The following is a 25,645-nucleotide window of genomic DNA, read 5'->3' as shown; positions in this document are numbered from 1 at the left end:
ATATAAAAAAGTAAAAAGTTGCCATCTACCCCTGAACTGAGGTATACTAGTAGAAATAGCAACTGATGAATACGTTAGGGAGAATGAATGTCAGAAAAGGAAGGGGATGTATGACAGCTAGAAAATTGCAGCTACTCATGTCCAAGTATGGTTTTAGTATTACCATCATGTTGGCAGAATTATTTATCGTCTTTGGTTTGTTTCTCTATCTAGGCCAGATGGCTCCGATTGTCTGGATTATCCTAGTCATTTTAGTGAGCTTGGCGACCATTGTATCGATTGTCAATCGATCTATGAATCCTGAGAGCAAGGTAACTTGGCTGTTAGTTGCCTTTGTGCCAGTGTTTGGTCCCTTGCTCTATATCATGTTTGGGGAACGTCGTTTATCTAAAAAAGAAATGAAGCAGTTGAAGCAACTCCAATCAATGGTTCACCGAGAGGATAATAGCAGAGCTCTCCGTTTGGAGTTAAAGGAACAGGACAAGTCGGCTTACGGGGTCATCAAATCTCTCCTCAGTATCGATACGAACGCAGATGTATACAATCGGACGGACACACAGTTTTTCGCTTCAGGTGAGAGTATGTGGCGCCAGATGTTGGAGGATCTCAAAAAAGCCGAGAAGTTTATCTTCCTAGAATACTATATCATCGAAGAAGGATTGATGTGGAATAGTATTTTGGAGATTTTGGAAGAAAAGGCAGCCCAAGGCGTAGAAGTAAAACTCCTCTATGATGACATCGGCTGTATGGCGACCCTGCCAGGGGATTATACCACTCATCTTCGTAGTCGAGGGATCGAAGCTCATAAGTTTAATAAAGTGATTCCGCGATTGACTGTTGCCTATAATAACCGCGACCACCGTAAAATTATGGTTATTGATGGGCAAATTGCCTATACAGGTGGTGTCAATCTGGCAGATGAATATATCAATCATGTCAAACGCTTTGGCTACTGGAAGGATAGTGGTATCCGCCTAGATGGATCGGCTGTCAAGGCTTTTACCAGACTCTTTTTATCAGCCTGGTATATCAACCGTGGGGAGATTAGTGATTTTGACCAATACCATCTTGAAAATCAACCCAAAGATGGGATGGGACTGTGCATTCCCTATAGTAGTGGACCAAAGCCCATCTACCGAGCTCAAGTAGGGAAAACGGTCTACCAAAATCTTATCAATCAAGCTACAGATTATGTCTACATCACGACTCCCTATCTGATTGCTGACTACGATCTAACTGAAAGTATCAAAAATGCAGCTCTGAGAGGGGTGGATGTGCGAATTGTGACGCCGTGTATCCCAGATAAGAAGGTTATTCAGTTAGTTACCCGAGGAGCCTATCCAGACTTGTTATCTGCAGGGGTTCGAATTTATGAGTACAGTCCGGGATTCCTTCATAGCAAACAAATGATTGTCGATGGAGAAGTGGCCACCGTGGGAACCATTAATTTTGACTATCGTAGCTTGCTACACCACTATGAGAATGCAGTTTTGCTTTATAGAACGCAGTCTATTTTAGATATTGGGAGAGATTTTGAAGAGATTTTTAAAGTTTCTCAAGAAATCTATCTCCACACAATCAAAACGAGCTGGTATCAAAGTCTACTCAAGGAAATTGTTCAGTTGTTTGCGCCGATGCTTTAAAATCAGATAGGATCTGACCTAAGATTGAATCTTATTTTTATCTTTTTGCGAATAGATAAGCAGGAGGATGAAAATGCTAAAACAAGAAGAGTATGATTTTATGCTAGAGTTTCAGACAAGCAGCATACACCGCTTTCGAGAGATTGAACGCTTTGCGGTATTGGATAGGAAATTAAAAGAACTGCAATCCTCTGCTGACATTCCTGTAAGATTTTGATATACTAAAACAGACAAATTTAGAGGAGAAATTGAATGAACGTATATGGGAAAGTAGATGAGAAACAAGAAGAGTCTCATTATCAGACCTGGTCAGCACCAGAAGAGCAAAAGGGAGCTCCTATTCCTTTTTTTAGTATTTTGCTTTGGAGTTTGATTGCCACAGCTATTTCTGTTGTTATCCCTGTTGTTTTGGGGGTAGTAAGTCCGCAACAAATCCAGGATCTCTATACCGGTTGGGCTTTGCATCAAAATGGTCAAATGTACACAGATTATTTTGGAACTAATGGATTGCTCTATTACTTGCTAACCTATCTTTTCCAAGGCAGCATTCTGATTGCTTTGGTTGAGTGGTCGGCCTTGTTTGGTGCGGGTGTTTTTCTTTTTAAATCTGCGAATACTCTTACCAGTCAAGAAAAGGAAGCTAAGCAAGTTGTGTTTATTTTATACTTGCTTGTAGCAGGCTTGGCCTTTGGTGGCGGTTATGCTCTTTTGCTAGCCTTGCCTTTCCTATTTTATTCACTCAGCATTGTTACGAACTATTTAGCTTATCCAAATGATGACAAAGGATTTCTACGTGTTGGTATGAGTCTTTCTCTTGCTTTCTTCCTTGCTCCGATTCCTACAACCTTATTTGCAACTGTACTGGCCTTGGGCGTTATTGGCTTTAATTTATGCAAAGGTCGTTTAGTTCATGGTTTATATCAATTCTTCGCGTCAGCCTTAGGATTTTCACTCTTATTCTATCCTTTGGGCTACTATACCGTGTTGACAGGAAGTTTTGGGGACGCTATTAGCCAGACCTTATATCCAGTAAATACTCTCAGCCTCTTTTCAAATTCGCATTTACTTGAAAATGCAGTCTTCTATGGCTTGCTTACTATTGGGCTGGGATCTCTCACCTTACTCTTTTCTGGCTTATTCCAGTCAAAACCGGCCAAGCAATATGCTCTATCAATTGCTGCTAGCTTGGGATTGTTGGTTTCTTTGGGAATCTTGATTCTCTCCAAAGATCCCATCAACGGCACTCGTCTTGTGGTGCTAATTCCTTTCTTGGTCTTGCTCCTTCTGACAGGAATCAAGGAAGATGTTTCGGATGGAGGCAGTCGTCGTAGAAGGAGACGTGAGAAACAAACTTCTTTCTTTAAAGGAAATTTCTATCTACCACTGATTGCCCTTGCCTACCTTATTGTTCTTCCTATTGTGAGTCGCTACCTTTCGCACCCAGCGACTTATCAGGAGAGAGAACGTCTTGCTAGCGTGGTCAAACAACAAACGAGCTCTGAGGATCGTGTCTATGCTTGGGATGATCGTCCTGATTTCTACCGTGCAAGTGAACGCTTAGCGCCGACTTCTCTATCAACTCCAACACTCTATACTGCAAGCGATGAAAATAAAACCAAACTGATGAATGACCTGAAAGAGAATCAACCGAAGATGATTGTGGTCAATCAAAAAGTTGCCTTGTGGTCGGATGTAGAGAGCTGGCTCAGTGAAAAATACGAACTTGTTCAGACGGATAGTAAGGCATTCAAGCTTTATAAATCTAAATAACAAATCAATATCTTGTGGATTTTTAAAAATTTTAGAATTTTTAACACAAGATATTGATTTTTCTTTTTAGAGTGGTATAATATCACTTAAGAAGAAAAATAGAAAAGAGCATGGATATGATTGTATTAGAAGAAAAACTTGCAACCGCTCCCGCTTTATTCGTTGAAAAACGAGATGGTAGACGTGTAGTGTTTGATGTAGACAAGATTGACAAGGCTCTCCACAAGGCAGCTGACAAAGTCATGGAAGTGACACCTTTGGTCGAAAGACGTTTAAATGGACTGCTTGAGCGTATTGTTGCGGAAATTCACAGTCGCTTCCCTCAAGGTGTCAAGATTTACGAAATTCAAAACATCGTAGAACATGAACTCCTTGAAGCCAAAGAATATGCGTTGGCTGAGGAGTATATCACTTATCGGACACAAAGGGATTTTGAGCGCTCAAAAGCGACAGATATCAACTTTAGCATTCATAAACTTCTCAATAAAGATCAGGCTGTTGTCAATGAAAATGCTAATAAAGACAGTGATGTCTTTAATACGCAGCGTGATTTGACAGCAGGGATTGTGGGGAAATCAATCGGCTTGCAAATGCTTCCTAAGCACGTAGCCAATGCTCACCAAAAAGGGGATATCCACTATCATGACTTGGACTACAGCCCCTACACACCGATGACCAACTGCTGTTTGATTGATTTTAAAGGCATGCTGGAAAATGGCTTTAAAATTGGCAATGCAGAGGTAGAGAGTCCCAAGTCTATCCAGACTGCGACTGCTCAAATTTCCCAAATCATTGCTAACGTTGCTTCTAGCCAGTACGGTGGGTGTTCAGCTGACCGTATCGATGAAGTCTTAGCTCCTTATGCGGAGAAGAATTACCAAAAACACCTAAAAGATGCGGAAGAGTGGGTCTTGCCTGAGAAACGGGAAGATTACGCTTGGAAGAAAACGCAAAAGGACATCTACGATGCCATGCAGTCTCTTGAGTATGAAATCAACACCCTCTTCACTTCAAATGGACAAACACCTTTTACTTCATTAGGTTTCGGTCTAGGAACCAATCGTTTTGAGCGGGAAATTCAAAAGGCTATCTTGACTATTCGTATCAAGGGTCTTGGTTCAGAACACCGTACAGCTATCTTTCCTAAACTCATCTTTACGCTGAAAAGAGGCCTTAACTTGGAAGAAGGGACTCCAAACTACGACATCAAACAGTTGGCGCTCGAGTGTGCAACTAAGCGGATGTACCCAGATGTCTTATCCTACGATAAGATTATCGAGTTGACAGGTTCTTTCAAGGTTCCTATGGGATGCCGTTCTTTCCTTCAAGGATGGAAGGATGAAAATGGTGTTGAGGTCAATTCAGGCCGGATGAATCTAGGTGTTGTGACAGTCAATCTGCCTCGTATCGCCCTCGAGTCTGAAGGGGATCTGAATAAGTTTTGGGAAATCTTCAACGAGCGTATGAACATCGCAGAAGATGCTCTGGTTTATCGTGTTGAACGGACCAAGGAAGCAACACCAGCGAATGCTCCTATCCTCTATCAGTACGGAGCCTTCGGTCGCCGTCTTGGAAAAGAAGAAAGTGTTGATCAGCTCTTTAAGAATCGCCGTGCAACAGTTTCGCTGGGTTACATCGGTTTGTACGAAGTGGCGACAGTCTTCTTTGGAAACAGCTGGGAAAGCAATCCTGAAGCCAAGGAATTCACACTGGATATTATTCGTGATATGAAACGTCGTGTGGAAGAGTGGTCTGACCAATATGGTTACCATTTCTCTATCTACTCCACACCGTCTGAAAGTCTGACAGACCGCTTCTGTCGCTTGGATACAGAGAAGTTTGGCTCTATTCCTGATATCACAGATAAGGAATACTACACCAACTCGTTCCACTATGATGTTCGTAAAAATCCAACGCCGTTTGAAAAATTGGACTTTGAGAAGGCTTATCCAGAAGCAGGTGCAACAGGTGGTTTCATCCATTATTGTGAGTATCCAGTTCTCCAACAAAATCCAAAGGCCTTGGAAGCTGTTTGGGACTATGCCTATGACCGTGTCGGATATCTAGGGACCAATACACCAATTGACCGTTGCTACAAGTGTGACTTTGAAGGAGATTTTGAACCAACTGAGAGAGGATTTGCTTGTCCAAATTGTGGCAATAGCGACCCTAAAACCGTAGATGTGGTCAAACGTACGTGTGGTTATCTAGGTAATCCTCAAGCGAGACCCATGGTCAACGGCCGTCACAAGGAAATCGCAGCGCGTGTGAAACATATGAATGGTTCAACCATTAAAACGGCCGGACATGAAGTAACAAATTAGAAGGAAATGGAATGGGGAATACCAATTAGACGATAAGGGACGCGCACAAGTGACCCGCTATCACGAGAAACACTCTAAAGGTGGAGCTGGTAAGAAAGAACGTTTGCTCAACCTCAAAGAACAATTTTTAAACAAGAATAAGAAAAAATAAAAGTGAGAGTCAGCTCTCGCTTTTCTCTTAGGTGGGAGGTAAGGATGGAATTACGCAGACCAAGATTAGCAGATAAAGAAACAGTTTTAGAGATGATGGAGGAATTTGAAAAATATCAGTCGTCTCACGACGGTGGTTTCTGGGATACAGAGACTTTTTCTTATGAAGAGTGGTTGGAAAGCAACCAAAGGATGGAAATGGGGCTAGATATTCCTGAGGGTTGGGTGCCCGCTGTCCAGCTGGTGGGCTTTGTAGGGAAGAAAGCTGTTGCTTTTCTGAATCTTCGTTTACGTCTTAGTGACTACCTTCTAGAAGTGGGTGGTCATATCGGCTATTCCATCCGCCCCTCCGAAAGAGGCAAAGGTTATGCCAAAGAAGCCCTCAGGCAAGGCTTGCAAGTTGCCAAGGAGAAGAACATCAAAAAAGCACTTGTGACCTGTAGTACGGAAAATCCTGCTAGTAGGGCGGTGATTGTGGCAAATGGCGGACTCTTTGAGGATATTCGCAATGGCGTAGAACGTTACTGGATAGATTTGGAGTAAAAGGATGACATGGAATACACCAAAACCAGGTGAATGGAAAAGTGAGGAACTTAGTAAAGGGCGGATCATTGATTATAAGGCCTTTAACTTTGTCGATGGAGAAGGTGTGCGCAACTCTCTCTATGTATCAGGTTGCATGTTTCACTGTGAGGGATGCTATAATGTTGCGACTTGGTCTTTTAACGCAGGCATTCCCTATACAGCAGAATTAGAAGAACAAATCATGGAAGACCTTGCCCAACCCTATGTTCAAGGATTGACCTTGCTGGGAGGGGAGCCCTTTCTTAATACAGGGATCCTCTTGCCGCTCGTTAAGCGAATTCGAAAGGAATTGCCAGGCAAAGACATCTGGTCCTGGACGGGCTACACTTGGGAAGAAATGATGCTGGAAACTCCAGATAAACTGGAACTCTTGTCGCTGATTGACATCCTTGTCGATGGACGGTATGATAAAAGCAAGCGCAATCTCATGCTCCAGTTTCGAGGGTCTTCTAATCAACGGATAATCGATGTGCAAAAATCTCTCAAAAGTGGGCAAGTAGTGATTTGGGATAAGCTCAATGACGGAAAAGAAAGTTATGAACAGGTGAAGAGAGAATGAAGAAAAAAGACCTGATGGAACAACTGGTTTCAGAGTTTGAAACGGGAAGGGTTAGGACACTGGGGATTTACGGTCATGGGGCTTCAGGTAAATCAACCTTTGCACAGGAATTGTACCAATCCCTAGATTCTACAAAAGTTAATTTACTAGAAACAGATCCCTATATCACCTCAGAACGTCATCTGGTAGTACCAAAGCAAGCGCCAGATCAAAAGGTGACAGCTTGTCTGCCGGTGGCGCATGAACTGGCAAGTTTGCAGAGAGATATTCTCGCCTTGCAGGCAGGTATGGATGTCTTGACAATCGAGGAACCGTGGAAGGCTAGCGAGGTCTTGTCTGGAGCAAAACCGATTCTGATTGTTGAAGGGATGTCTGTGGGTTTTCTACCCGAGAAACTCTTTGACAAAACCATCTGTTTCTACACGGATGAAGAAACAGAATTAAAGAGGCGCCTCGCTCGAGATACGACTATGAGAAATCGCGATGCATCCTTTGTATTAGCTAGCCATCAGATGAGACGGGAGCAGTATCTGCAATACTATAGAGAAAACGAGTCTAAAGCGAACATTTTAGTAGATCAATCAGAAGATAAATTCAGGGTTAAAATGACTAGTATTATCTAGTATTCTATAGAAGAAAAGATATATTTTTATAGTCGTAAATCAGTAATCATAGGAAGATGAAATGGGAAAACAGTTTCATCCTAAAAAAACGAAAAAAGCTAACAAATCCCTTGCAATCGTAGGGGCTTTGTGTTATTCTACCGCGGTGCTGTAAATCACATCTTTAGCTGTGATGCAAGAGGTTGTGACCACGATTGGATACACTGCCACACAACGCGCGTCGGTTTCCTATTTTTGCTTTGAGTTTGAATCCCTTTATGTCTTAGACTTGAGCACAAAAAATGTTCGTTAAAAACTTTCCAAACTATATCAATAAGAATTGGAAGGCTGGTCTTGGTCGAAGCTTGCATTGTTTTTCAGTTCTGGTTGAGACCGGTAAATTGAACGTTTTGTTTGTTATAGGCACCGTTTTTTCTGGGAAAAGGGAGTTGATAGTGAATGGTGTGATATATCCTATACGCAAAGAATGCTATTTCATTTTGTTGCGTGAATTAGCCTCTTGGTAGTTAGAAAGTTTAGAGCTGAGGTTGATTGCTAGTCAGTCAACTTAGAAGTGAAAGTAAAAGGAGCGGAGGAATGTTTTTAAAAATAATCAGTAGTATCTCTACAAATAATTTCCAAGATCCAAACATGATGGAAAAAATTAGCCATCTATGGCAGGAGCACCAGAAAGAAGTAGAGGAGGCATTTGCCCAAGGGCTTCCGATTTATGCAGTCTATCATGATTATGTCAGTGACTACAAGGGGGATTACAGCTTGTCGCTCTGTAGTCTATCCGATAAAGAAGACTGGGATTTTGACACTTCAGGACAAACCTACCAAGTATTTGAGGTGGATACAAGTGATTCAAAAGGTTTTCTCCATACCTGGCAGCAAATTTGGCAGGCAGAAGAAGCAAGAGAACTGCAACGTCAGTATAGTATTGATTTTGAAAAATATGATCCAGATCAGACAGTATCTATCTTTATCGCCACTCCCAAAAATGGGTAAATTGTCAAACTAAGTTTTATTTACGAAAGAGGACCAGAACATACTCTAGTAACTTAGGTTAGTAAAAAAATGAAAAAAAGCTCACAAATCCCTTGCAATCGCAGGGGCTTTGTGTTATTCTATTATGGTGCTGTAAATTACAGCCTTAGCTTTGATGCAAGAGGTTGCGACACGCTCGGTTGCATTGCCACGCAACGCGCGTCGGTTTTCTTGTGGAGCTAGCCTATTATCTTAAATAGACGAAAAGGAGAAAAAGATGGCAAACAAAAAAATCCGTATCCGTTTGAAAGCTTACGAACACCGTACGCTTGACACAGCGGCTGCAAAAATCGTAGAATCAGCTACTCGTACAGGTGCACAAGTTGCGGGTCCAATCCCACTTCCAACTGAGCGTAGCCTCTACACAATCATTCGTGCGACTCACAAATACAAAGACTCTCGCGAACAATTTGAAATGCGTACACACAAACGTTTGATCGATATCGTTAACCCAACTCAAAAAACAGTTGATGCGTTGATGAAATTGGATCTTCCAAGTGGTGTAAACGTAGAAATCAAACTTTAATCTAAAATATAAAAGAGCAGAGGCTGGTGTTTCAATTTAATTGAACACGGGCTAAACTCGGTGTGAAAAAGATAAACTTCCTAGTGTCTGTTAGACAATGCGTCAGTTTCCTATTTTCACTTTGAGTTTGACTCCCTTTGTATCTTAGACTTGAGCATAAAAAACGCTCGTTAAAAACTTTTTGAATAAAAAATATAGAAAAGGAACTATTTTCTCATGACAAAAGGAATCTTAGGGAAAAAAGTGGGAATGACTCAAATCTTCACTGAAGCTGGCGAATTGATCCCTGTAACAGTTATTGAAGCGACTCCAAACGTTGTTCTTCAAGTTAAAACTGTTGAAACAGACGGATACAACGCTATCCAAGTTGGTTTCGATGACAAACGCGAAGTATTGAGCAACAAACCTGCTAAAGGACATGTAGCGAAAGCTAACACGGCTCCTAAGCGCTTCATTCGTGAATTCAAAAACGTTGAAGGCTTGGAAGTTGGTGCTGAAATCACAGTTGAAACATTCGCAGCTGGAGATGTTGTTGACGTAACTGGTACTTCTAAAGGTAAAGGTTTCCAAGGTGTTATCAAACGCCACGGACAATCACGTGGACCAATGGCTCACGGTTCTCGTTACCACCGTCGTCCAGGTTCTATGGGACCTGTTGCACCTAACCGCGTATTCAAAGGTAAAAACCTTGCAGGACGTATGGGTGGCGACCGCGTAACAATTCAAAACCTTGAAGTTGTACAAGTTGTTCCAGAAAAGAACGTTATCCTTATCAAAGGTAACGTACCAGGTGCTAAGAAATCTCTTATCACTATCAAATCAGCAGTTAAAGCTGGTAAATAATAAAGAAAGGGGAAATCAGTCACAATGGCAAACGTAACATTATTTGACCAAACTGGTAAAGAAGCTGGCCAAGTTGTTCTTAACGATGCAGTATTTGGTATCGAACCAAATGAATCAGTTGTGTTTGATGTGATCATCAGCCAACGCGCAAGCCTTCGTCAAGGAACACACGCTGTTAAAAACCGCTCTGCAGTATCAGGTGGTGGACGCAAACCATGGCGTCAAAAAGGAACTGGACGTGCTCGTCAAGGTTCTATCCGCTCACCACAATGGCGTGGTGGTGGTGTTGTCTTCGGACCAACTCCACGTTCATACGGTTACAAACTTCCACAAAAAGTTCGTCGCCTAGCTCTTAAATCAGTTTATTCTGAAAAAGTTGCTGAAAACAAATTCGTAGCTGTAGACGCTCTTTCATTTACAGCTCCAAAAACTGCTGAATTTGCAAAAGTTCTTGCAGCATTGAGCATCGATTCTAAAGTTCTTGTTATCCTTGAAGAAGGAAATGAATTCGCAGCTCTTTCAGCTCGTAACCTTCCAAACGTGAAAGTTGCAACTGCTACAACTGCAAGTGTTCTTGACATCGCAAATAGCGACAAACTTCTTGTCACACAAGCAGCTATCTCTAAAATCGAGGAGGTTCTTGCATAATGAATTTGTATGATGTTATCAAAAAACCTGTTATCACTGAAAGCTCAATGGCTCAACTTGAAGCAGGGAAATATGTATTTGAAGTTGACACTCGTGCACACAAGCTTTTGATCAAGCAGGCTGTTGAAGCTGCTTTCGAAGGTGTTAAAGTTGCCAACGTTAACACAATCAACGTAAAACCAAAAGCTAAACGTGTTGGACGTTACACTGGTTTTACTAACAAAACTAAAAAAGCTATCATCACACTTACAGCTGATTCAAAAGCAATCGAGTTGTTTGCTGCTGAAGCTGAATAATCTAAGGAGGAAATATCGTGGGAATTCGTGTTTATAAACCAACAACAAACGGTCGCCGTAATATGACTTCTTTGGATTTCGCTGAAATCACAACAAGCACTCCTGAAAAATCATTGCTTGTTGCTTTGAAGAGCAAGGCTGGTCGTAACAACAACGGTCGTATCACTGTTCGTCACCAAGGTGGTGGACACAAACGTTTCTACCGTTTGGTTGACTTCAAACGTAACAAAGATAACGTTGAAGCAGTTGTTAAAACAATCGAGTACGATCCAAACCGTTCTGCAAACATCGCTCTTGTACACTACACTGACGGTGTGAAAGCATACATTATCGCTCCAAAAGGTCTTGAAGTTGGTCAACGTATCGTTTCAGGTCCTGAAGCAGATATCAAAGTCGGAAACGCTCTTCCACTTGCTAACATCCCAGTTGGTACTTTGATCCACAACATCGAATTGAAACCAGGTCGTGGTGGAGAATTGGTACGTGCTGCTGGAGCTTCTGCTCAAGTATTGGGTCAAGAAGGCAAATACGTTCTTGTCCGTCTTCAATCAGGCGAAGTTCGCATGATTCTTGGAACTTGTCGTGCTACAGTTGGTGTTGTCGGAAACGAACAACATGGACTTGTAAACCTTGGTAAAGCAGGACGTAGCCGTTGGAAAGGTATCCGCCCAACAGTTCGTGGTTCTGTAATGAACCCTAACGATCACCCACACGGTGGTGGTGAAGGTAAAGCACCAGTTGGTCGTAAAGCACCATCTACTCCATGGGGCAAACCTGCTCTTGGTCTTAAAACTCGTAACAAGAAAGCGAAATCTGACAAACTTATCGTTCGTCGTCGCAACGAGAAATAATAGTAAACTAGTCGCCTAAGCAACTAGAAAATCCGCCAGCTCGGTAGCGCTCCATGTGAGCGCAAGCCGCTGTGGTACAACATTTAAAGGAGAAAATATAAAAATGGGACGCAGTCTTAAAAAAGGACCTTTCGTCGATGAGCATTTGATGAAAAAAGTTGAAGCTCAAGCTAACGACGAAAAGAAAAAAGTTATCAAAACTTGGTCACGTCGTTCAACGATCTTCCCAAGTTTCATTGGTTACACTATTGCAGTTTATGACGGACGTAAACACGTACCTGTTTACATCCAAGAAGACATGGTAGGTCACAAACTTGGTGAATTTGCACCAACTCGTACTTACAAAGGTCACGCTGCAGACGACAAGAAAACACGTAGAAAATAAGGAGAACATAAATGGCAGAAATTACTTCAGCTAAAGCAATGGCTCGTACAGTACGTGTTTCACCTCGTAAATCACGTCTTGTTCTTGACAACATCCGTGGTAAAAGCGTAGCCGATGCTATTGCAATCTTGACATTCACACCAAACAAAGCTGCTGAAATCATCTTGAAAGTTTTGAATTCAGCTGTAGCTAACGCTGAAAACAACTTTGGTTTGGATAAAGCTAACTTGGTAGTATCTGAAGCATTCGCAAATGAAGGACCAACTATGAAACGTTTCCGTCCACGTGCGAAAGGTTCAGCTTCACCAATCAACAAACGTACAGCTCACATCACTGTAGCTGTTGCAGAAAAATAAGGAGGTAAAATCGTGGGTCAAAAAGTACATCCAATTGGTATGCGTGTCGGCATCATCCGTGATTGGGATGCCAAATGGTATGCTGAAAAAGAATACGCGGATTACCTTCATGAAGATCTTGCAATCCGTAAATTCGTTCAAAAAGAATTGGCTGACGCAGCAGTTTCAACTATCGAAATTGAACGCGCAGTAAACAAAGTTAACGTTTCACTTCACACTGCTAAACCAGGTATGGTTATCGGTAAAGGTGGTGCTAACGTTGATGCACTCCGTGCAAAACTTAACAAATTGACTGGAAAACAAGTACACATCAACATCATCGAAATCAAACAACCTGATTTGGATGCTCACCTTGTAGGTGAAGGAATTGCTCGTCAATTGGAGCAACGTGTCGCTTTCCGTCGTGCACAAAAACAAGCAATCCAACGTGCAATGCGTGCTGGAGCTAAAGGAATCAAAACTCAAGTATCAGGTCGTTTGAACGGTGCAGATATCGCCCGTGCTGAAGGATACTCTGAAGGAACTGTTCCACTTCACACACTTCGTGCAGATATCGATTACGCTTGGGAAGAAGCAGATACTACATACGGTAAACTTGGTGTTAAAGTATGGATCTACCGTGGTGAAGTTCTTCCAGCTCGTAAAAACACTAAAGGAGGTAAATAACCAATGTTAGTACCTAAACGTGTTAAACACCGTCGTGAATTCCGTGGAAAAATGCGCGGTGAAGCAAAAGGTGGAAAAGAAGTAGCATTCGGCGAATACGGTCTTCAAGCTACAACTAGCCACTGGATCACTAACCGCCAAATCGAAGCTGCTCGTATCGCCATGACTCGTTACATGAAACGTGGTGGTAAAGTTTGGATTAAAATCTTCCCACACAAATCATACACTGCTAAAGCTATCGGTGTGCGTATGGGATCTGGTAAAGGGGCACCTGAAGGTTGGGTAGCACCAGTTAAACGTGGTAAAGTGATGTTTGAAGTTGCTGGTGTATCTGAAGAGATCGCACGCGAAGCGCTTCGTCTTGCTAGCCACAAATTGCCAGTTAAATGTAAATTCGTAAAACGTGAAGCAGAATAAGGAGAAGGCATGAAACTTAATGAAGTAAAAGAATTTGTTAAAGAACTTCGTGGTCTTTCTCAAGAAGAACTCGCGAAGCGCGAAAACGAATTGAAAAAAGAATTGTTTGAACTTCGTTTCCAAGCTGCTACTGGTCAATTGGAACAAACAGCACGCTTGAAAGAAGTTAAAAAACAAATCGCTCGTATCAAAACAGTTCAATCTGAAGCGAAATAATAGACTAGGGAAGGAGAAATTTCAATGGAACGCAATAATCGTAAAGTTCTTGTTGGACGTGTTGTATCTGACAAAATGGACAAAACCATCACAGTTGTAGTTGAAACAAAACGTAACCACCCAGTCTATGGTAAACGTATTAACTACTCTAAAAAATACAAAGCTCATGATGAAAACAATGTTGCCAAAGAAGGCGATATCGTACGTATCATGGAAACTCGTCCGCTTTCAGCTACAAAACGCTTCCGCCTTGTAGAAGTCGTTGAAGAAGCGGTTATCATCTAATCAAACCTGAAAGGAGAAAACTGAAATGATTCAAACAGAAACTCGTTTGAAAGTCGCAGACAACAGCGGTGCGCGCGAAATCTTGACCATTAAAGTTCTTGGTGGTTCAGGACGCAAATTTGCAAACATCGGTGATGTTATCGTGGCATCTGTAAAACAAGCTACTCCTGGTGGTGCGGTTAAAAAAGGTGACGTTGTAAAAGCTGTTATCGTTCGTACTAAATCAGGTGCTCGTCGTGCTGATGGTTCATACATCAAATTTGACGAAAACGCAGCAGTTATCATCCGTGAAGACAAAACTCCTCGCGGAACACGTATCTTTGGCCCAGTTGCACGTGAATTGCGTGAAGGTGGCTTCATGAAGATCGTGTCACTTGCTCCAGAAGTACTTTAATTGATTGCTCAATGAAAATTAAAACAAGTCTAGGAAGTGAGACGAAAGCATAACTTAAGTTAGGTGAGTTGAAACTGACGAAGGATTGCTTTGATTTTCGCAGAGTAAAAACAAACAAACTAGTCCCCTGGATTTATCTCCAGGGTGCCCTTATGGGCGTAAGAAAAATCAAGGAGAAACCTAATGTTTGTAAAAAAAGGCGACAAAGTTCGCGTAATCGCTGGTAAAGATAAGGGAACAGAAGCTGTTGTCCTTACTGCCCTTCCAAAAGTAAACAAAGTTATCGTTGAAGGTGTTAACATCGTTAAGAAACACCAACGTCCAACTAACGAGCTTCCTCAAGGTGGTATCATCGAGAAAGAAGCAGCTATCCACGTATCAAACGTTCAAGTATTGGACAAAAATGGTGTAGCTGGTCGTGTTGGTTACAAATTTGTAGACGGTAAAAAAGTTCGCTACAACAAAAAATCAGGCGAAGTGCTTGATTAATCACGAAGGAAAGGAGAAGTATAATGGCAAATCGTTTAAAAGAAAAATATCTTAATGAAGTAGTTCTTGCTTTAACAGAACAATTCAACTACTCATCAGTGATGGCTGTGCCTAAAGTAGATAAGATCGTTTTGAACATGGGTGTTGGTGAAGCTGTATCAAACGCTAAAAGTCTTGAAAAAGCTGCTGAAGAATTAGCACTTATCTCAGGTCAAAAACCACTTATCACTAAAGCTAAAAAATCAATCGCCGGCTTCCGTCTTCGTGAAGGTGTAGCGATCGGTGCAAAAGTTACCCTTCGTGGTGAACGTATGTACGAATTCTTGGACAAATTGGTTTCAGTTTCACTTCCACGTGTGCGTGACTTCCACGGTGTTCCAACAAAATCATTTGATGGACGCGGAAACTACACTCTTGGTGTGAAAGAACAATTGATTTTCCCAGAAATCAACTTTGATGACGTTGACAAAACTCGTGGTCTTGACATCGTTATCGTAACAACTGCTAACACTGACGAAGAGTCACGTGCATTGCTTACAGGCCTTGGAATGCCTTTTGCAAAATAATATAGGAGGTAAATCTAATGGCTAAAAAATCAATGATTGCTAAGAACAAACGTCCAGCGAAGTTCTCTACTCAAGCTTATACTCGTTGTGAAAAATGTGGTCGTCCACATTCAGTTTACCGCAAATTTAAACTTTGCCGTGTTTGCTTCCGTGAATTAGCTTACAAAGGACAAATTCCTGGTGTAACAAAAGCATCTTGGTAATTTAAGATATCAAGGGCGTCAAAACTCCAAGTGAAAATAGGAAACTTGACGAAGAAACTGAAGTTTCTAGGAAAGTTTATCTTTTTCACACAGAGTTTAGCCCGGGTTCAGTTGGGCTTGCCAATTTGAACACGAGCTACAGCTTTGGCAAAAAAGATCAATTTTCTTTGGAGCATCGCTCCTGCATCAAATTGCCTATTTTTGCTCTTGCTGTTACGCTCTTTGTATCATGTATTAACTAGCAAGTGCAACTTGCAAACTACTAGTAAGAGGAGAAAAACAAAATGGTTATGACTGACCCAATCGCAGACTTCCTAACTCGTATTCGTAACGCTAACCAAGCGAAACACGAAGTACTTGAAGTACCTGCATCAAACATCAAAAAAGGGATTGCTGAAATCCTTAAACGCGAAGGTTTTGTAAAAAACGTAGAAATCATCGAAGATGACAAACAAGGCATCATCCGTGTATTCCTTAAATACGGACCAAACGGTGAAAAAGTTATCACTAACTTGAAACGTGTTTCTAAACCAGGACTTCGTGTCTACAAAAAACGTGAAGATCTTCCAAAAGTTCTTAATGGACTTGGAATTGCTATCCTTTCAACTTCTGAAGGTTTGCTTACTGATAAAGAAGCACGCCAAAAGAATGTTGGTGGTGAGGTTATCGCTTACGTTTGGTAATATTTAGCTCCCAATTTTTTTGTGACTCTTCGTTATCGTCTCTTGCCTAACCCAAAGTTATGCCTACGAGACGATGCCTAGATTCACTTTGAAATTGAAACCTAAATGTTCCTTTAAATCGAGAAATCGATTTAACCCCCGTGAAAACTGGCCGTTCAGGCCTGACAATTTAACAGGAGAAAATAAACATGTCACGTATTGGTAATAAAGTTATCGTGTTGCCTGCTGGTGTTGAACTCACTAACAATGACAACGTAGTAACTGTAAAAGGACCTAAAGGAGAACTTACTCGTGAGTTCTCAAAAGATATTGAAATCCGTGTGGAAGGTACTGAAGTAACTCTTCACCGTCCAAACGATTCAAAAGAAATGAAAACAATCCACGGAACTACTCGTGCCCTTTTGAACAACATGGTTGTTGGTGTATCAGAAGGATTCAAGAAAGAACTTGAAATGCGTGGGGTTGGTTACCGTGCACAACTTCAAGGTAAAAAACTTGTTTTGGCTGTTGGTAAATCTCATCCAGACGAAGTTGAAGCTCCAGAAGGAATTACTTTTGAACTTCCAAACCCAACAACAATCGTTGTTAGCGGAATTTCAAAAGAAGTAGTTGGTCAAACAGCTGCTTACGTACGTAGCCTTCGCTCACCAGAACCATATAAAGGTAAAGGTATCCGTTACGTTGGCGAATACGTTCGTCTTAAAGAAGGTAAAACAGGTAAATAATGTTGAGTGGTTGATCTTCAACCACCGACCTATTTTCCAACTTTGTGCATAGCACACGATTTAAAACTAAAGAGGTGAAAACTGTGATTTCTAAACCAGATAAAAACAAACTCCGCCAAAAACGCCACCGTCGCGTTCGCGGAAAACTCTCTGGAACTGCTGATCGCCCACGTTTGAACGTATTTCGTTCTAATACAGGCATCTACGCTCAAGTGATTGATGACGTAGCGGGTGTAACGCTCGCAAGTGCTTCAACTCTTGACAAAGAAGTTTCAAAAGGAACTAAAACTGAACAAGCCGTTACTGTCGGTAAACTCGTTGCAGAACGTGCAAACGCTAAAGGTATTTCAGAAGTGGTGTTCGACCGCGGTGGATATCTATATCACGGACGTGTGAAAGCTTTGGCTGATGCAGCTCGTGAAAACGGATTGAAATTCTAATAGGAGGACACTAGAAAATGGCATTTAAAGACAATGCAGTTGAATTAGAAGAACGCGTAGTTGCTGTCAACCGTGTTACAAAAGTTGTTAAAGGTGGACGTCGTCTTCGTTTCGCAGCTCTTGTTGTTGTTGGTGACCACAACGGTCGCGTAGGATTTGGTACTGGTAAAGCTCAAGAAGTTCCAGAAGCAATCCGCAAAGCAGTAGAAGATGCTAAGAAAAACTTGATTGAAGTTCCTATGGTTGGAACAACAATCCCACACGAAGTTCTTTCAGAATTCGGTGGAGCTAAAGTATTGTTGAAACCTGCTGTAGAAGGTTCTGGAGTTGCCGCTGGTGGTGCCGTTCGTGCCGTTGTGGAATTGGCAGGTATGGCAGATATTACATCTAAATCACTTGGCTCTAACACTCCAATCAACATTGTTCGCGCAACTGTTGAAGGTTTGAAACAATTGAAACGCGCTGAAGAAGTTGCTGCCCTTCGTGGTATTTCAGTTTCTGATTTGGCATAAGAAAGGGGATAAAATGGCTCAAATTAAAATTACTTTGACTAAGTCTCCAATCGGACGCATTCCATCACAACGTAAAACTGTTGTAGCACTTGGACTTGGCAAATTGAACAGCTCTGTTATCAAAGAAGACAACGCTGCTATCCGTGGTATGATCACTGCAGTATCTCACTTGGTAACAGTTGAAGAAGTAAACTAATGAATTTTTAGGGGATGTGGCAATACTCATCCCCTAAAACTAGGTATAGTCATCTAAGATGACCATGTATAGGCGAGTTGATAAGGGAGACAACCTTTTCTCTCTTATCGGCGCTAGCATTTTACAAAAGAGGAGAAAATAATAATGAAACTTCATGAATTGAAACCTGCAGAAGGTTCTCGTAAAGTACGTAACCGTGTTGGTCGTGGTACTTCATCAGGTAACGGTAAAACATCTGGTCGCGGTCAAAAAGGTCAAAAAGCTCGTAGCGGTGGCGGAGTTCGCCTTGGTTTTGAAGGTGGACAAACTCCATTGTTCCGTCGTCTTCCAAAACGTGGATTCACTAACATCAACGCTAAAGAATACGCAATTGTAAACCTTGAGCAATTGAACGTCTTTGAAGACGGTGCAGAAGTAACTCCAGTTGTACTTATCGAAGCAGGAATTGTGAAAGCTGAAAAATCAGGCGTTAAAATTCTTGGTAACGGTGAGTTGACTAAGAAATTGACTGTGAAAGCAGCTAAATTCTCTAAATCAGCTGAGGAAGCTATCACTGCTAAAGGTGGTTCAGTAGAAGTCATCTAGAGAGGTGACCTATGTTTTTTAAATTATTAAAAGAGGCCCTCAAGGTTAAGAAAGTACGATCAAAAATTCTCTTTACGATTTTTATCATACTTGTTTTCCGTATCGGGACTAGTATTACTGTACCAGGTGTGAATGCAAAAAGCTTGGAAGCTTTGAGTGGTTTATCTTTCTTGAACATGCTTAGTTTGGTTTCAGGAAATGCTATGAAGAACTTCTCAGTTTTTGCACTCGGTGTGAGTCCATATATTACTGCTTCCATTGTTGTTCAATTGCTACAAATGGATATTGTTCCCAAATTTGTAGAGTGGGGCAAGCAGGGGGAAGTAGGACGGAGAAAATTGAACCAAGCAACTCGTTATATTGCGCTTGTACTTGCGTTTGTGCAATCAATCGGAATCACTGCTGGTTTTAATACTCTATCTGGTGCAAAATTATTAACGACAGATCTAACCCCTCAAGTCTTTGTTACGATTGGTATTATCCTGACTGCAGGTACTATGATTGTTACTTGGCTCGGGGAGCAAATTACTGATAAGGGATATGGTAATGGGGTGTCTATGATTATCTTTGCAGGGATTGTAGCTTCAATTCCAGAGATGATTCATGGCATCTACGTGGATTATTTTGTCAATATTCCAAGTGATCGGTTGACATCGTCAATTATCTTTGTCGTTATTCTCATCATTGCTGTTTTGTTGATTGTTTACTTTACAACATATGTACAACAGGCAGAATATAAAATTCCGATCCAATATACAAAAGTTGCTCAAGGTGCTCCATCCAGTTCTTACCTTCCTTTGAAGGTCAATCCTGCTGGTGTTATTCCGGTTATCTTTGCAAGTTCTATTACAGCGGCTCCTGCAGCTATTCTTCAGTTTGTCAGCGCTATGGGGCTTGATTGGAGTTGGGTACGTACAGCACAAGAAATGCTTGCGACAACATCTCCAACAGGCGTTGCCATGTACGCACTGCTGATTATTCTCTTTACATTCTTCTATACTTTTGTACAGATCAATCCTGAGAAGGCAGCAGAAAACTTGCAAAAGAGCGGAGCCTATATTCACGGTGTCCGCCCAGGTAAAGGAACGGAAGAGTTTATGTCAAAACTTCTTCGTCGCCTCGCAACAGTTGGATCCCTTTTCCTTGGTGTGATTTCAATCTTGCCGATTGTGGCAAAAGATGTCTTTGGACTGTCAGAAGCAGTTGCTTTTGGAGGAACCAGTCTTTTGATCATTATTTCAACAGGTATCGAAGGAATCAAACAGCTAGAAGGCTATCTATTGAAACGTAAGTATGTTGGTTTCATGGACAAAACAGAATAAAAGCAAGACGACTTTTGCTTAGAGAGTGGAGTATGAAGGTCTACCTAGAAAGATAGATTTTCATCTCCCCTCTTCTATTTTGTTTTTAAATAGGGGTTGAAAAAGTTTTCTGCTTCTATTTAAATATAAAATAAGGAGATCATATCATGAATCTTTTGATTATGGGTTTACCTGGAGCAGGTAAGGGAACACAAGCAGCCAAAATTGTGGAACAATTCCACGTAGCACACATTTCAACTGGAGATATGTTTCGTGCTGCCATGGCAAATCAAACCGAAATGGGTGTGCTTGCTAAGTCATATATTGACAAGGGTGAGTTGGTGCCAGATGAAGTGACAAATGGCATCGTCAAAGAGCGTCTTTCCCAAGATGACATCAAGGAAACTGGTTTCTTGTTAGACGGTTACCCACGTACGATTGAACAAGCCCATGCCTTGGACAAAACTTTGGCTGAACTTGGTATCGAATTGGAAGGTGTGATCAACATCGAAGTCAACCCAGACAGTCTCTTGGAACGTTTGAGTGGCCGTATCATCCACCGAGAAACAGGTGAAACTTTCCACAAAGTTTTCAACCCACCAGTTGACTACAAAGAGGAAGATTACTACCAACGTGAAGATGACAAACCAGAAACGGTTAAGCGTCGTTTGGATGTAAATATTGCTCAAGGTGAACCAATTATTGCTCACTACCGTGTCAAAGGTCTAGTCCACGATATTGAGGGAAATCAAGATATCAATGATGTATTCAAAGACATCGAAAAAGTATTGACAAATTTGAAATAAAGCGTTTTTCACACTTGCAAAAAATCGCTACAAATGTTATACTGAGATAGTCTGACTTATAATTGTTGCCTCTGTGTTTAGAGACATCAAATCGAAATTTATGGAGGTACTTTTGCGTGGCAAAAGACGATGTGATTGAAGTTGAAGGCAAAGTAGTGGATACAATGCCGAACGCAATGTTTACGGTTGAACTTGAAAATGGACATCAGATTTTAGCAACAGTTTCTGGTAAAATTCGTAAAAACTATATTCGTATTTTAGCGGGAGATCGTGTTACTGTCGAAATGAGTCCATATGACTTGACACGTGGACGTATCACTTACCGCTTTAAATAATCGAAAAACTTGGAGGGATAAGAAATGAAAGTAAGACCTTCGGTCAAACCAATTTGCGAATACTGTAAAGTAATTCGTCGTAATGGCCGTGTTATGGTAATTTGCCCAGCAAATCCAAAACACAAACAACGTCAAGGATAAGATAGAAAGGAGAAAATATGGCTCGTATTGCTGGAGTTGACATTCCAAATGACAAACGTGTAGTCGTTTCACTTACTTATGTGTATGGTATTGGACTTCCAACTTCTAAGAAAATTTTGGCTGCAGCTGGAATCTCAGAAGACATCCGTGTCAAAGATTTGACATCAGATCAAGAAGACGCAATCCGTCGCGAAGTGGACGCAATCAAAGTTGAAGGTGATCTTCGTCGTGAAGTAAACTTGAACATCAAACGTTTGATGGAAATCGGTTCATACCGTGGTATCCGTCACCGTCGTGGACTTCCTGTCCGTGGACAAAACACTAAAAACAACGCTCGCACTCGTAAAGGTAAAGCTGTTGCGATTGCTGGTAAGAAAAAATAATATAGGAGGTAAAAGTCTTGGCTAAACCAACACGTAAACGTCGTGTGAAAAAGAATATCGAATCTGGTATTGCTCATATTCACGCTACATTTAATAACACTATTGTTATGATTACTGATGTGCATGGTAACGCAATTTCTTGGTCATCAGCTGGTGCTCTTGGTTTCAAAGGTTCTCGTAAATCTACACCGTTCGCTGCTCAAATGGCTTCTGAAGCTGCTGCTAAATCTGCACAAGAACACGGTCTTAAATCAGTTGAAGTTACTGTAAAAGGTCCAGGTTCTGGTCGTGAGTCAGCTATTCGTGCGCTTGCTGCCGCTGGTCTTGAAGTAACAGCAATTCGTGATGTGACTCCAGTGCCACACAATGGTGCTCGTCCTCCAAAACGTCGCCGTGTATAATCGTTGCATTACACTGCTTTTCGTTTAAGAGGGAGTAACTAAATGATCGAGTTTGAAAAACCAAATATAACAAAAATTGATGAAAATAAAGATTATGGCAAGTTTGTAATCGAACCACTTGAACGTGGCTACGGTACAACTCTTGGTAACTCTCTTCGTCGTGTACTACTAGCTTCTCTACCAGGAGCAGCAGTGACATCTATCAACATTGAAGGTGTCTTGCATGAGTTTGACACAGTTCCAGGTGTTCGTGAAGACGTGATGCAAATCATTCTGAACATTAAAGGGATTGCAGTGAAATCATACGCTGAAGACGAAAAAATCATTGAGCTTGATGTTGAAGGCCCTGCTGAAATTACAGCTGGAGACATTTTGACTGATAGTGATATTGAGATTGTAAATCCAGATCATTATCTTTTTACAATCGGTGAAGGTTCTTCTCTAAAAGCGACAATGACTGTTAACAGTGGTCGTGGATATGTACCTGCTGATGAAAATAAAAAAGATAATGCACCAGTTGGAACACTTGCTGTAGATTCTATTTATACACCAGTTACAAAAGTCAACTATCAAGTAGAGCCTGCTCGTGTAGGTAGCAACGATGGTTTTGACAAATTAACCCTTGAAATCTTGACTAATGGAACAATTATTCCAGAAGATGCTTTAGGGCTTTCAGCACGTATCTTGACAGAACATCTTGATTTGTTTACAAATCTTACTGAGATTGCTAAGTCAACTGAAGTGATGAAAGAAGCTGATACTGAATCTGACGATCGTATTTTGGATCGTACGATTGAGGAACTGGACTTGTCTGTGCGTTCATACAACTGTTTGAAACGTGCCGGTATCAATACTGTGCATGATTTGACAGAGAAATCTGAAGCAGAGATGATGAAAGTACGAAATCTTGGACGCAAGAGTTTGGAAGAAGTGAAACTCAAACTCATTGACTTGGGTCTTGGATTAAAAGATAAATAAAGGAGGAATACATGGCTTACCGTAAACTAGGACGCACTAGCTCACAACGTAAAGCAATGCTTCGCGATTTGACAACTGACCTTTTGATCAACGAATCAATCGTGACAACTGAAGCTCGTGCTAAAGAAATCCGTAAAACTGTTGAAAAAATGATTACTCTAGGTAAACGTGGTGATTTGCATGCACGTCGTCAAGCAGCTGCTTTCGTACGTAATGAAATCGCATCTGAAAACTATGATGAAGCAACTGATAAGTACACTTCTACTACAGCACTTCAAAAATTGTTCTCAGAAATCGCCCCTCGTTATGCTGAACGTAACGGTGGATACACTCGTATCCTTAAAACTGAACCACGTCGTGGTGATGCTGCACCAATGGCGATCATCGAATTAGTATAGAATCATCAATTTTGTTGAGTGTTATGATGATGGAGTCTTGTGCTCTTAGTCTAGCTCTGGTCTACCGCTAGGACTTCAGTTCTAGCGGGAACACTCATCATCATTTGATAGGGTAGACGCTTGTTTACGAAATTGTTTTTTTCTTAAGAACAACTTCGTAAGCAGGCGTTTTTTGGCTCTTTGTCAACTGTAGTGGGTTGAAGAAAAGCTAAGATCGAGAAAGAGTCTGGGACAAAAAGATTTTGATTTTAGGAATTCCTTATTATAAATTTTAAAAATCGATAGATTAGACAAAAAGCGAACAAGACAGAATTCTGAGTGTCAGATAACTCGTTTTGTTCGCTTTTTATATTTAAGGTTAGACTTTTGTCCCAGACTCTTCTTTTTTGATGTTTATAGCGATCAAAATCCGTTTTTTTGAAGTTGTCAAAGTTCCGAAAACCAAAGGCATTGCATTTAATGACTTTGATAAGGTTATTGGTGGCTTCGAATTTTGAATTTGAAGATCGTTCATAATCATGTCTTTGTCCTTCAAGAAAGTCTTAAAAACAGTCTGAAAGATAGGATGAACAACAGATAGACTATCCTCTATCAAACCGAAAAACTCATCAGCTTGTTTCTCTTGAAAGTGAAAAAGTAAGAGTTGATAGAGTTCGTAATGCTCTTGGAGCTCTTGAGAGTAAGAGAGAAGCTTTTCTAGAATTTCTTTGTTAGTCAAATGCATACGAAAAATAGGGCGATAAAAGCGTGTATCGCTGAGTTTCAGGCTGTCTTGTTGAATGAGTTTCCAATAGCGTTTGAGAACTCGATACTCGTGTGATTTACGGTTCAATTGATTCATGATTTGGGTTCATAGCCTGGCTCACATGTTGGAGTAAAACAGTCCAGTAGGCTGTTTCAGCCTGAGCCTTAAAAATGGAGAGCGAAGGTTGTTTAGTAACTGATAGTAGGGGCTAAACATATCCATGGTAATGACTTTAACCTGTTTTCTAACAGGGTGGTGGTAACGTAGAAAGTGATTGCGAATTGTTGCTTGAGTTCGCCCGTCTAGAATTGCGACGATATTCAGGGTGCCAAAATCTTGAGCAATGAAGCTTATCTTGCCTTTCTTGAAGCTGTACTCATTCCAACTCAAATTGTCGGAAGATAGGAAAAATCTGTCTTGATTGAAATTCACTGAGCTTGCGAATGACAATCGAAGTGGATACAGACAAACTCTCTGCGACCGCTATTTTTTCGCAGGATTTACAGCGGAAACGGCGCTTTCTGAGGCGAATGAACGTCTTGTATTCAGCACACTCTAAATAGGGAATTTTGGATTCTTTTTGGAAATCTTAACTATCTGTCCCTGACAGTATTGGCATTTGGGAGCCGCCGGATAATCAAGCTTAGCGATAATTTCTTTGTGAGTCCCAGTATCCACATAATCCAAAATCAGGATGTTTTTGTCTTTAATTCCAAGTAGGTTTGAAAGTTCTAAAATGAAGTTAGCCACTTGAGGATATACAAAAAACATCTCTGCGAGATATAATGTAATCATCACCAAAACATTAGAAAGACTCACAGAGATGCAAAACCAGCATACCACAAAAGGACCCCATTAACACCCCTATTTGTCAAATTAAGCGAGACAATCCATACAACTCAGAAAAACGTGATAAGGTGTTTTGTAATTGAGAGATTTTCTTGGAATATGATTGCTTTTATCTGCTATAGCAGATAAAAATTTTTGATCAACTTTGGTAAAATCCATCTGCCTTGGCAATCCATGTCTCCGTAACAGTCCATTAGAATGCTCATTAAGTCCCCGTTGACCTGATATCCCGGATCTGCAAAGAAAATAGCAATGTCACACTAATTTGAAATTTCTTTCCAGCTAGAAAATTCCTTGCCACAATCAAAAGTAATGGACTTGAAACAATTTCTAGAAAACTGAT

Annotated in this window: 37 protein-coding genes and 2 pseudogenes; 37 read left to right on the top strand and 2 right to left on the bottom strand. The window is 41.1% G+C overall.

What is annotated here, in order from left to right:
* Positions 1–110: 110 nt before the first annotated feature.
* The 37 genes from cls to rplQ all read left to right on the top strand — a co-directional run bounded on the left by cls (position 111) and on the right by rplQ (position 23,708).
* Positions 111–1,643 carry a cardiolipin synthase gene (cls, locus tag SORDD16_RS08635; protein WP_061453130.1) on the top strand — a complete coding sequence of 511 codons (1,533 nt, stop codon included), beginning with the start codon at positions 111–113 and terminating at the stop codon, positions 1,641–1,643.
* A 73-nt stretch (positions 1,644–1,716) separates the two neighbouring features.
* A complete protein-coding gene (locus SORDD16_RS11335) occupies positions 1,717–1,860 on the top strand; it encodes a hypothetical protein (protein WP_164966508.1) in 144 nt (47 codons plus the stop codon).
* Positions 1,861–1,895: 35 nt separating this feature from the next.
* Positions 1,896–3,413, top strand: a complete 1,518-nt coding sequence (locus tag SORDD16_RS08630; RefSeq protein ID WP_061453129.1) for a hypothetical protein — start codon at positions 1,896–1,898, stop codon at positions 3,411–3,413.
* Positions 3,414–3,529: 116 nt separating this feature from the next.
* A complete protein-coding gene (nrdD, locus tag SORDD16_RS08625) occupies positions 3,530–5,737 on the top strand; it encodes an anaerobic ribonucleoside-triphosphate reductase (protein WP_061453128.1) in 2,208 nt (735 codons plus the stop codon).
* Positions 5,738–5,932: 195 nt separating this feature from the next.
* On the top strand, positions 5,933–6,430 hold the full coding sequence (locus SORDD16_RS08615) for a GNAT family N-acetyltransferase (protein WP_061453126.1): 498 nt from the start codon (positions 5,933–5,935) through the stop codon (positions 6,428–6,430).
* 4 nt (positions 6,431–6,434) lie between these two features.
* Positions 6,435–7,031: an anaerobic ribonucleoside-triphosphate reductase activating protein gene (gene nrdG / locus SORDD16_RS08610; RefSeq protein WP_061453125.1), complete on the top strand. Its 597-nt coding sequence runs from the start codon at positions 6,435–6,437 to the stop codon at positions 7,029–7,031.
* The gene (locus SORDD16_RS08605) at positions 7,028–7,654 is read left to right on the top strand and encodes a uridine kinase family protein (RefSeq protein WP_061453124.1); all 627 of its coding nucleotides are present in this window, start codon (positions 7,028–7,030) and stop codon (positions 7,652–7,654) included. The genes nrdG and SORDD16_RS08605 overlap by 4 nt, the downstream gene beginning before the upstream one ends.
* Before the next feature lie 576 nt (positions 7,655–8,230).
* A complete protein-coding gene (locus SORDD16_RS08600) occupies positions 8,231–8,644 on the top strand; it encodes an effector binding domain-containing protein (RefSeq protein ID WP_000478846.1) in 414 nt (137 codons plus the stop codon).
* A gap of 256 nt (positions 8,645–8,900) precedes the next feature.
* Positions 8,901–9,209, top strand: coding sequence for a 30S ribosomal protein S10 (rpsJ, locus tag SORDD16_RS08595; RefSeq protein ID WP_001284513.1), 309 nt, complete (start codon positions 8,901–8,903; stop codon positions 9,207–9,209).
* 216 nt (positions 9,210–9,425) lie between these two features.
* Positions 9,426–10,052, top strand: coding sequence for a 50S ribosomal protein L3 (gene rplC / locus SORDD16_RS08590; protein ID WP_000160197.1), 627 nt, complete (start codon positions 9,426–9,428; stop codon positions 10,050–10,052).
* A 24-nt stretch (positions 10,053–10,076) separates the two neighbouring features.
* Positions 10,077–10,700: a 50S ribosomal protein L4 gene (rplD, locus tag SORDD16_RS08585; protein WP_000024537.1), complete on the top strand. Its 624-nt coding sequence runs from the start codon at positions 10,077–10,079 to the stop codon at positions 10,698–10,700.
* The gene (locus SORDD16_RS08580) at positions 10,700–10,996 is read left to right on the top strand and encodes a 50S ribosomal protein L23 (protein ID WP_001055347.1); all 297 of its coding nucleotides are present in this window, start codon (positions 10,700–10,702) and stop codon (positions 10,994–10,996) included. The genes rplD and SORDD16_RS08580 overlap by 1 nt, the downstream gene beginning before the upstream one ends.
* A gap of 17 nt (positions 10,997–11,013) precedes the next feature.
* Entirely contained in the window at positions 11,014–11,847 is an 834-nt protein-coding gene (gene rplB, locus SORDD16_RS08575) for a 50S ribosomal protein L2 (RefSeq protein WP_000512910.1), read from the top strand.
* A gap of 103 nt (positions 11,848–11,950) precedes the next feature.
* On the top strand, positions 11,951–12,232 hold the full coding sequence (gene rpsS, locus SORDD16_RS08570) for a 30S ribosomal protein S19 (protein WP_000533766.1): 282 nt from the start codon (positions 11,951–11,953) through the stop codon (positions 12,230–12,232).
* 11 nt (positions 12,233–12,243) lie between these two features.
* Positions 12,244–12,588, top strand: a complete 345-nt coding sequence (gene rplV, locus SORDD16_RS08565) for a 50S ribosomal protein L22 (protein WP_000818137.1) — start codon at positions 12,244–12,246, stop codon at positions 12,586–12,588.
* A 12-nt stretch (positions 12,589–12,600) separates the two neighbouring features.
* Positions 12,601–13,254 (top strand): 30S ribosomal protein S3, encoded by a 654-nt coding sequence (gene rpsC, locus SORDD16_RS08560; RefSeq protein WP_000529936.1) that lies wholly within the window; start codon positions 12,601–12,603, stop codon positions 13,252–13,254.
* A gap of 3 nt (positions 13,255–13,257) precedes the next feature.
* Entirely contained in the window at positions 13,258–13,671 is a 414-nt protein-coding gene (gene rplP, locus SORDD16_RS08555) for a 50S ribosomal protein L16 (protein ID WP_000960948.1), read from the top strand.
* 9 nt (positions 13,672–13,680) lie between these two features.
* Complete coding sequence (rpmC, locus tag SORDD16_RS08550) at positions 13,681–13,887, top strand: 50S ribosomal protein L29 (protein WP_000772918.1); 207 nt, start codon at positions 13,681–13,683, stop codon at positions 13,885–13,887.
* Between the two features lie 24 nt (positions 13,888–13,911).
* Positions 13,912–14,172, top strand: a complete 261-nt coding sequence (gene rpsQ, locus SORDD16_RS08545; protein ID WP_000440801.1) for a 30S ribosomal protein S17 — start codon at positions 13,912–13,914, stop codon at positions 14,170–14,172.
* A 25-nt stretch (positions 14,173–14,197) separates the two neighbouring features.
* Positions 14,198–14,566: a 50S ribosomal protein L14 gene (gene rplN, locus SORDD16_RS08540; RefSeq protein ID WP_000616545.1), complete on the top strand. Its 369-nt coding sequence runs from the start codon at positions 14,198–14,200 to the stop codon at positions 14,564–14,566.
* A gap of 183 nt (positions 14,567–14,749) precedes the next feature.
* Positions 14,750–15,055 (top strand): 50S ribosomal protein L24, encoded by a 306-nt coding sequence (rplX, locus tag SORDD16_RS08535; protein WP_000497691.1) that lies wholly within the window; start codon positions 14,750–14,752, stop codon positions 15,053–15,055.
* A 23-nt stretch (positions 15,056–15,078) separates the two neighbouring features.
* Positions 15,079–15,621 (top strand): 50S ribosomal protein L5, encoded by a 543-nt coding sequence (rplE, locus tag SORDD16_RS08530; protein WP_061453123.1) that lies wholly within the window; start codon positions 15,079–15,081, stop codon positions 15,619–15,621.
* A 17-nt stretch (positions 15,622–15,638) separates the two neighbouring features.
* On the top strand, positions 15,639–15,824 hold the full coding sequence (locus SORDD16_RS08525; RefSeq protein WP_001085697.1) for a type Z 30S ribosomal protein S14: 186 nt from the start codon (positions 15,639–15,641) through the stop codon (positions 15,822–15,824).
* 284 nt (positions 15,825–16,108) lie between these two features.
* A complete protein-coding gene (rpsH, locus tag SORDD16_RS08520) occupies positions 16,109–16,507 on the top strand; it encodes a 30S ribosomal protein S8 (protein WP_000245504.1) in 399 nt (132 codons plus the stop codon).
* A gap of 188 nt (positions 16,508–16,695) precedes the next feature.
* Complete coding sequence (gene rplF, locus SORDD16_RS08515; RefSeq protein ID WP_061453122.1) at positions 16,696–17,232, top strand: 50S ribosomal protein L6; 537 nt, start codon at positions 16,696–16,698, stop codon at positions 17,230–17,232.
* An 83-nt stretch (positions 17,233–17,315) separates the two neighbouring features.
* Positions 17,316–17,672 carry a 50S ribosomal protein L18 gene (gene rplR, locus SORDD16_RS08510; RefSeq protein ID WP_004244055.1) on the top strand — a complete coding sequence of 119 codons (357 nt, stop codon included), beginning with the start codon at positions 17,316–17,318 and terminating at the stop codon, positions 17,670–17,672.
* Positions 17,673–17,689: 17 nt separating this feature from the next.
* Positions 17,690–18,184, top strand: a complete 495-nt coding sequence (rpsE, locus tag SORDD16_RS08505; protein WP_061453121.1) for a 30S ribosomal protein S5 — start codon at positions 17,690–17,692, stop codon at positions 18,182–18,184.
* A gap of 13 nt (positions 18,185–18,197) precedes the next feature.
* Positions 18,198–18,380: a 50S ribosomal protein L30 gene (rpmD, locus tag SORDD16_RS08500; RefSeq protein WP_000057241.1), complete on the top strand. Its 183-nt coding sequence runs from the start codon at positions 18,198–18,200 to the stop codon at positions 18,378–18,380.
* Positions 18,381–18,524: 144 nt separating this feature from the next.
* Positions 18,525–18,965 (top strand): 50S ribosomal protein L15, encoded by a 441-nt coding sequence (gene rplO / locus SORDD16_RS08495; RefSeq protein WP_061453120.1) that lies wholly within the window; start codon positions 18,525–18,527, stop codon positions 18,963–18,965.
* An 11-nt stretch (positions 18,966–18,976) separates the two neighbouring features.
* On the top strand, positions 18,977–20,287 hold the full coding sequence (secY, locus tag SORDD16_RS08490; RefSeq protein ID WP_061453119.1) for a preprotein translocase subunit SecY: 1,311 nt from the start codon (positions 18,977–18,979) through the stop codon (positions 20,285–20,287).
* Positions 20,288–20,433: 146 nt separating this feature from the next.
* Positions 20,434–21,072, top strand: a complete 639-nt coding sequence (locus tag SORDD16_RS08485; protein ID WP_061453118.1) for an adenylate kinase — start codon at positions 20,434–20,436, stop codon at positions 21,070–21,072.
* 116 nt (positions 21,073–21,188) lie between these two features.
* Positions 21,189–21,407 (top strand): translation initiation factor IF-1, encoded by a 219-nt coding sequence (gene infA / locus SORDD16_RS08480; RefSeq protein WP_001029883.1) that lies wholly within the window; start codon positions 21,189–21,191, stop codon positions 21,405–21,407.
* A gap of 24 nt (positions 21,408–21,431) precedes the next feature.
* Entirely contained in the window at positions 21,432–21,548 is a 117-nt protein-coding gene (rpmJ, locus tag SORDD16_RS08475) for a 50S ribosomal protein L36 (protein ID WP_001808836.1), read from the top strand.
* A gap of 17 nt (positions 21,549–21,565) precedes the next feature.
* Positions 21,566–21,931: a 30S ribosomal protein S13 gene (gene rpsM / locus SORDD16_RS08470; RefSeq protein WP_005591288.1), complete on the top strand. Its 366-nt coding sequence runs from the start codon at positions 21,566–21,568 to the stop codon at positions 21,929–21,931.
* 17 nt (positions 21,932–21,948) lie between these two features.
* Positions 21,949–22,332, top strand: a complete 384-nt coding sequence (rpsK, locus tag SORDD16_RS08465) for a 30S ribosomal protein S11 (RefSeq protein ID WP_001118386.1) — start codon at positions 21,949–21,951, stop codon at positions 22,330–22,332.
* Between the two features lie 42 nt (positions 22,333–22,374).
* Positions 22,375–23,310 carry a DNA-directed RNA polymerase subunit alpha gene (locus SORDD16_RS08460; protein ID WP_061453117.1) on the top strand — a complete coding sequence of 312 codons (936 nt, stop codon included), beginning with the start codon at positions 22,375–22,377 and terminating at the stop codon, positions 23,308–23,310.
* An 11-nt stretch (positions 23,311–23,321) separates the two neighbouring features.
* Complete coding sequence (rplQ, locus tag SORDD16_RS08455; RefSeq protein WP_000331493.1) at positions 23,322–23,708, top strand: 50S ribosomal protein L17; 387 nt, start codon at positions 23,322–23,324, stop codon at positions 23,706–23,708.
* A gap of 358 nt (positions 23,709–24,066) precedes the next feature.
* Here the strand turns inward: rplQ and SORDD16_RS10810 are convergent.
* Positions 24,067–25,224, bottom strand: a pseudogene (locus SORDD16_RS10810) (transposase).
* Between the two features lie 105 nt (positions 25,225–25,329).
* Positions 25,330–25,645, bottom strand: a pseudogene (locus SORDD16_RS10805) (IS30 family transposase); the annotation flags it as partial.

It is taken from the genome of Streptococcus oralis, assembly GCF_001578945.1.
Lineage (GTDB): Bacteria > Bacillota > Bacilli > Lactobacillales > Streptococcaceae > Streptococcus > Streptococcus oralis_Q.
Note: the sequence above shows the minus strand (reverse complement) of the source record. Positions and strands in the feature narration are given on the sequence as shown.

Coding starts and splice junctions, on each gene's coding strand:
- SORDD16_RS08460 (WP_061453117.1), top strand. CDS start 22,375: ATGATCGAGTTTGAAAAACCAAATATAACAAAAATTGATGAAAATAAA.
- rplF (WP_061453122.1), top strand. CDS start 16,696: ATGTCACGTATTGGTAATAAAGTTATCGTGTTGCCTGCTGGTGTTGAA.
- nrdD (WP_061453128.1), top strand. CDS start 3,530: ATGATTGTATTAGAAGAAAAACTTGCAACCGCTCCCGCTTTATTCGTT.
- rplN (WP_000616545.1), top strand. CDS start 14,198: ATGATTCAAACAGAAACTCGTTTGAAAGTCGCAGACAACAGCGGTGCG.
- rpsH (WP_000245504.1), top strand. CDS start 16,109: ATGGTTATGACTGACCCAATCGCAGACTTCCTAACTCGTATTCGTAAC.
- rpsM (WP_005591288.1), top strand. CDS start 21,566: ATGGCTCGTATTGCTGGAGTTGACATTCCAAATGACAAACGTGTAGTC.
- SORDD16_RS11335 (WP_164966508.1), top strand. CDS start 1,717: ATGCTAAAACAAGAAGAGTATGATTTTATGCTAGAGTTTCAGACAAGC.
- nrdG (WP_061453125.1), top strand. CDS start 6,435: ATGACATGGAATACACCAAAACCAGGTGAATGGAAAAGTGAGGAACTT.
- SORDD16_RS08600 (WP_000478846.1), top strand. CDS start 8,231: ATGTTTTTAAAAATAATCAGTAGTATCTCTACAAATAATTTCCAAGAT.
- rplC (WP_000160197.1), top strand. CDS start 9,426: ATGACAAAAGGAATCTTAGGGAAAAAAGTGGGAATGACTCAAATCTTC.
- rpmC (WP_000772918.1), top strand. CDS start 13,681: ATGAAACTTAATGAAGTAAAAGAATTTGTTAAAGAACTTCGTGGTCTT.
- rpsJ (WP_001284513.1), top strand. CDS start 8,901: ATGGCAAACAAAAAAATCCGTATCCGTTTGAAAGCTTACGAACACCGT.
- cls (WP_061453130.1), top strand. CDS start 111: ATGACAGCTAGAAAATTGCAGCTACTCATGTCCAAGTATGGTTTTAGT.
- rplX (WP_000497691.1), top strand. CDS start 14,750: ATGTTTGTAAAAAAAGGCGACAAAGTTCGCGTAATCGCTGGTAAAGAT.
- secY (WP_061453119.1), top strand. CDS start 18,977: ATGTTTTTTAAATTATTAAAAGAGGCCCTCAAGGTTAAGAAAGTACGA.
- rpsS (WP_000533766.1), top strand. CDS start 11,951: ATGGGACGCAGTCTTAAAAAAGGACCTTTCGTCGATGAGCATTTGATG.
- SORDD16_RS08605 (WP_061453124.1), top strand. CDS start 7,028: ATGAAGAAAAAAGACCTGATGGAACAACTGGTTTCAGAGTTTGAAACG.
- rplQ (WP_000331493.1), top strand. CDS start 23,322: ATGGCTTACCGTAAACTAGGACGCACTAGCTCACAACGTAAAGCAATG.
- SORDD16_RS08615 (WP_061453126.1), top strand. CDS start 5,933: ATGGAATTACGCAGACCAAGATTAGCAGATAAAGAAACAGTTTTAGAG.
- rplO (WP_061453120.1), top strand. CDS start 18,525: ATGAAACTTCATGAATTGAAACCTGCAGAAGGTTCTCGTAAAGTACGT.
- rpsQ (WP_000440801.1), top strand. CDS start 13,912: ATGGAACGCAATAATCGTAAAGTTCTTGTTGGACGTGTTGTATCTGAC.
- SORDD16_RS08485 (WP_061453118.1), top strand. CDS start 20,434: ATGAATCTTTTGATTATGGGTTTACCTGGAGCAGGTAAGGGAACACAA.
- rplP (WP_000960948.1), top strand. CDS start 13,258: ATGTTAGTACCTAAACGTGTTAAACACCGTCGTGAATTCCGTGGAAAA.
- SORDD16_RS08580 (WP_001055347.1), top strand. CDS start 10,700: ATGAATTTGTATGATGTTATCAAAAAACCTGTTATCACTGAAAGCTCA.
- SORDD16_RS08630 (WP_061453129.1), top strand. CDS start 1,896: ATGAACGTATATGGGAAAGTAGATGAGAAACAAGAAGAGTCTCATTAT.
- SORDD16_RS08525 (WP_001085697.1), top strand. CDS start 15,639: ATGGCTAAAAAATCAATGATTGCTAAGAACAAACGTCCAGCGAAGTTC.
- rpmD (WP_000057241.1), top strand. CDS start 18,198: ATGGCTCAAATTAAAATTACTTTGACTAAGTCTCCAATCGGACGCATT.
- rplV (WP_000818137.1), top strand. CDS start 12,244: ATGGCAGAAATTACTTCAGCTAAAGCAATGGCTCGTACAGTACGTGTT.
- rplE (WP_061453123.1), top strand. CDS start 15,079: ATGGCAAATCGTTTAAAAGAAAAATATCTTAATGAAGTAGTTCTTGCT.
- rplD (WP_000024537.1), top strand. CDS start 10,077: ATGGCAAACGTAACATTATTTGACCAAACTGGTAAAGAAGCTGGCCAA.
- rpmJ (WP_001808836.1), top strand. CDS start 21,432: ATGAAAGTAAGACCTTCGGTCAAACCAATTTGCGAATACTGTAAAGTA.
- rpsE (WP_061453121.1), top strand. CDS start 17,690: ATGGCATTTAAAGACAATGCAGTTGAATTAGAAGAACGCGTAGTTGCT.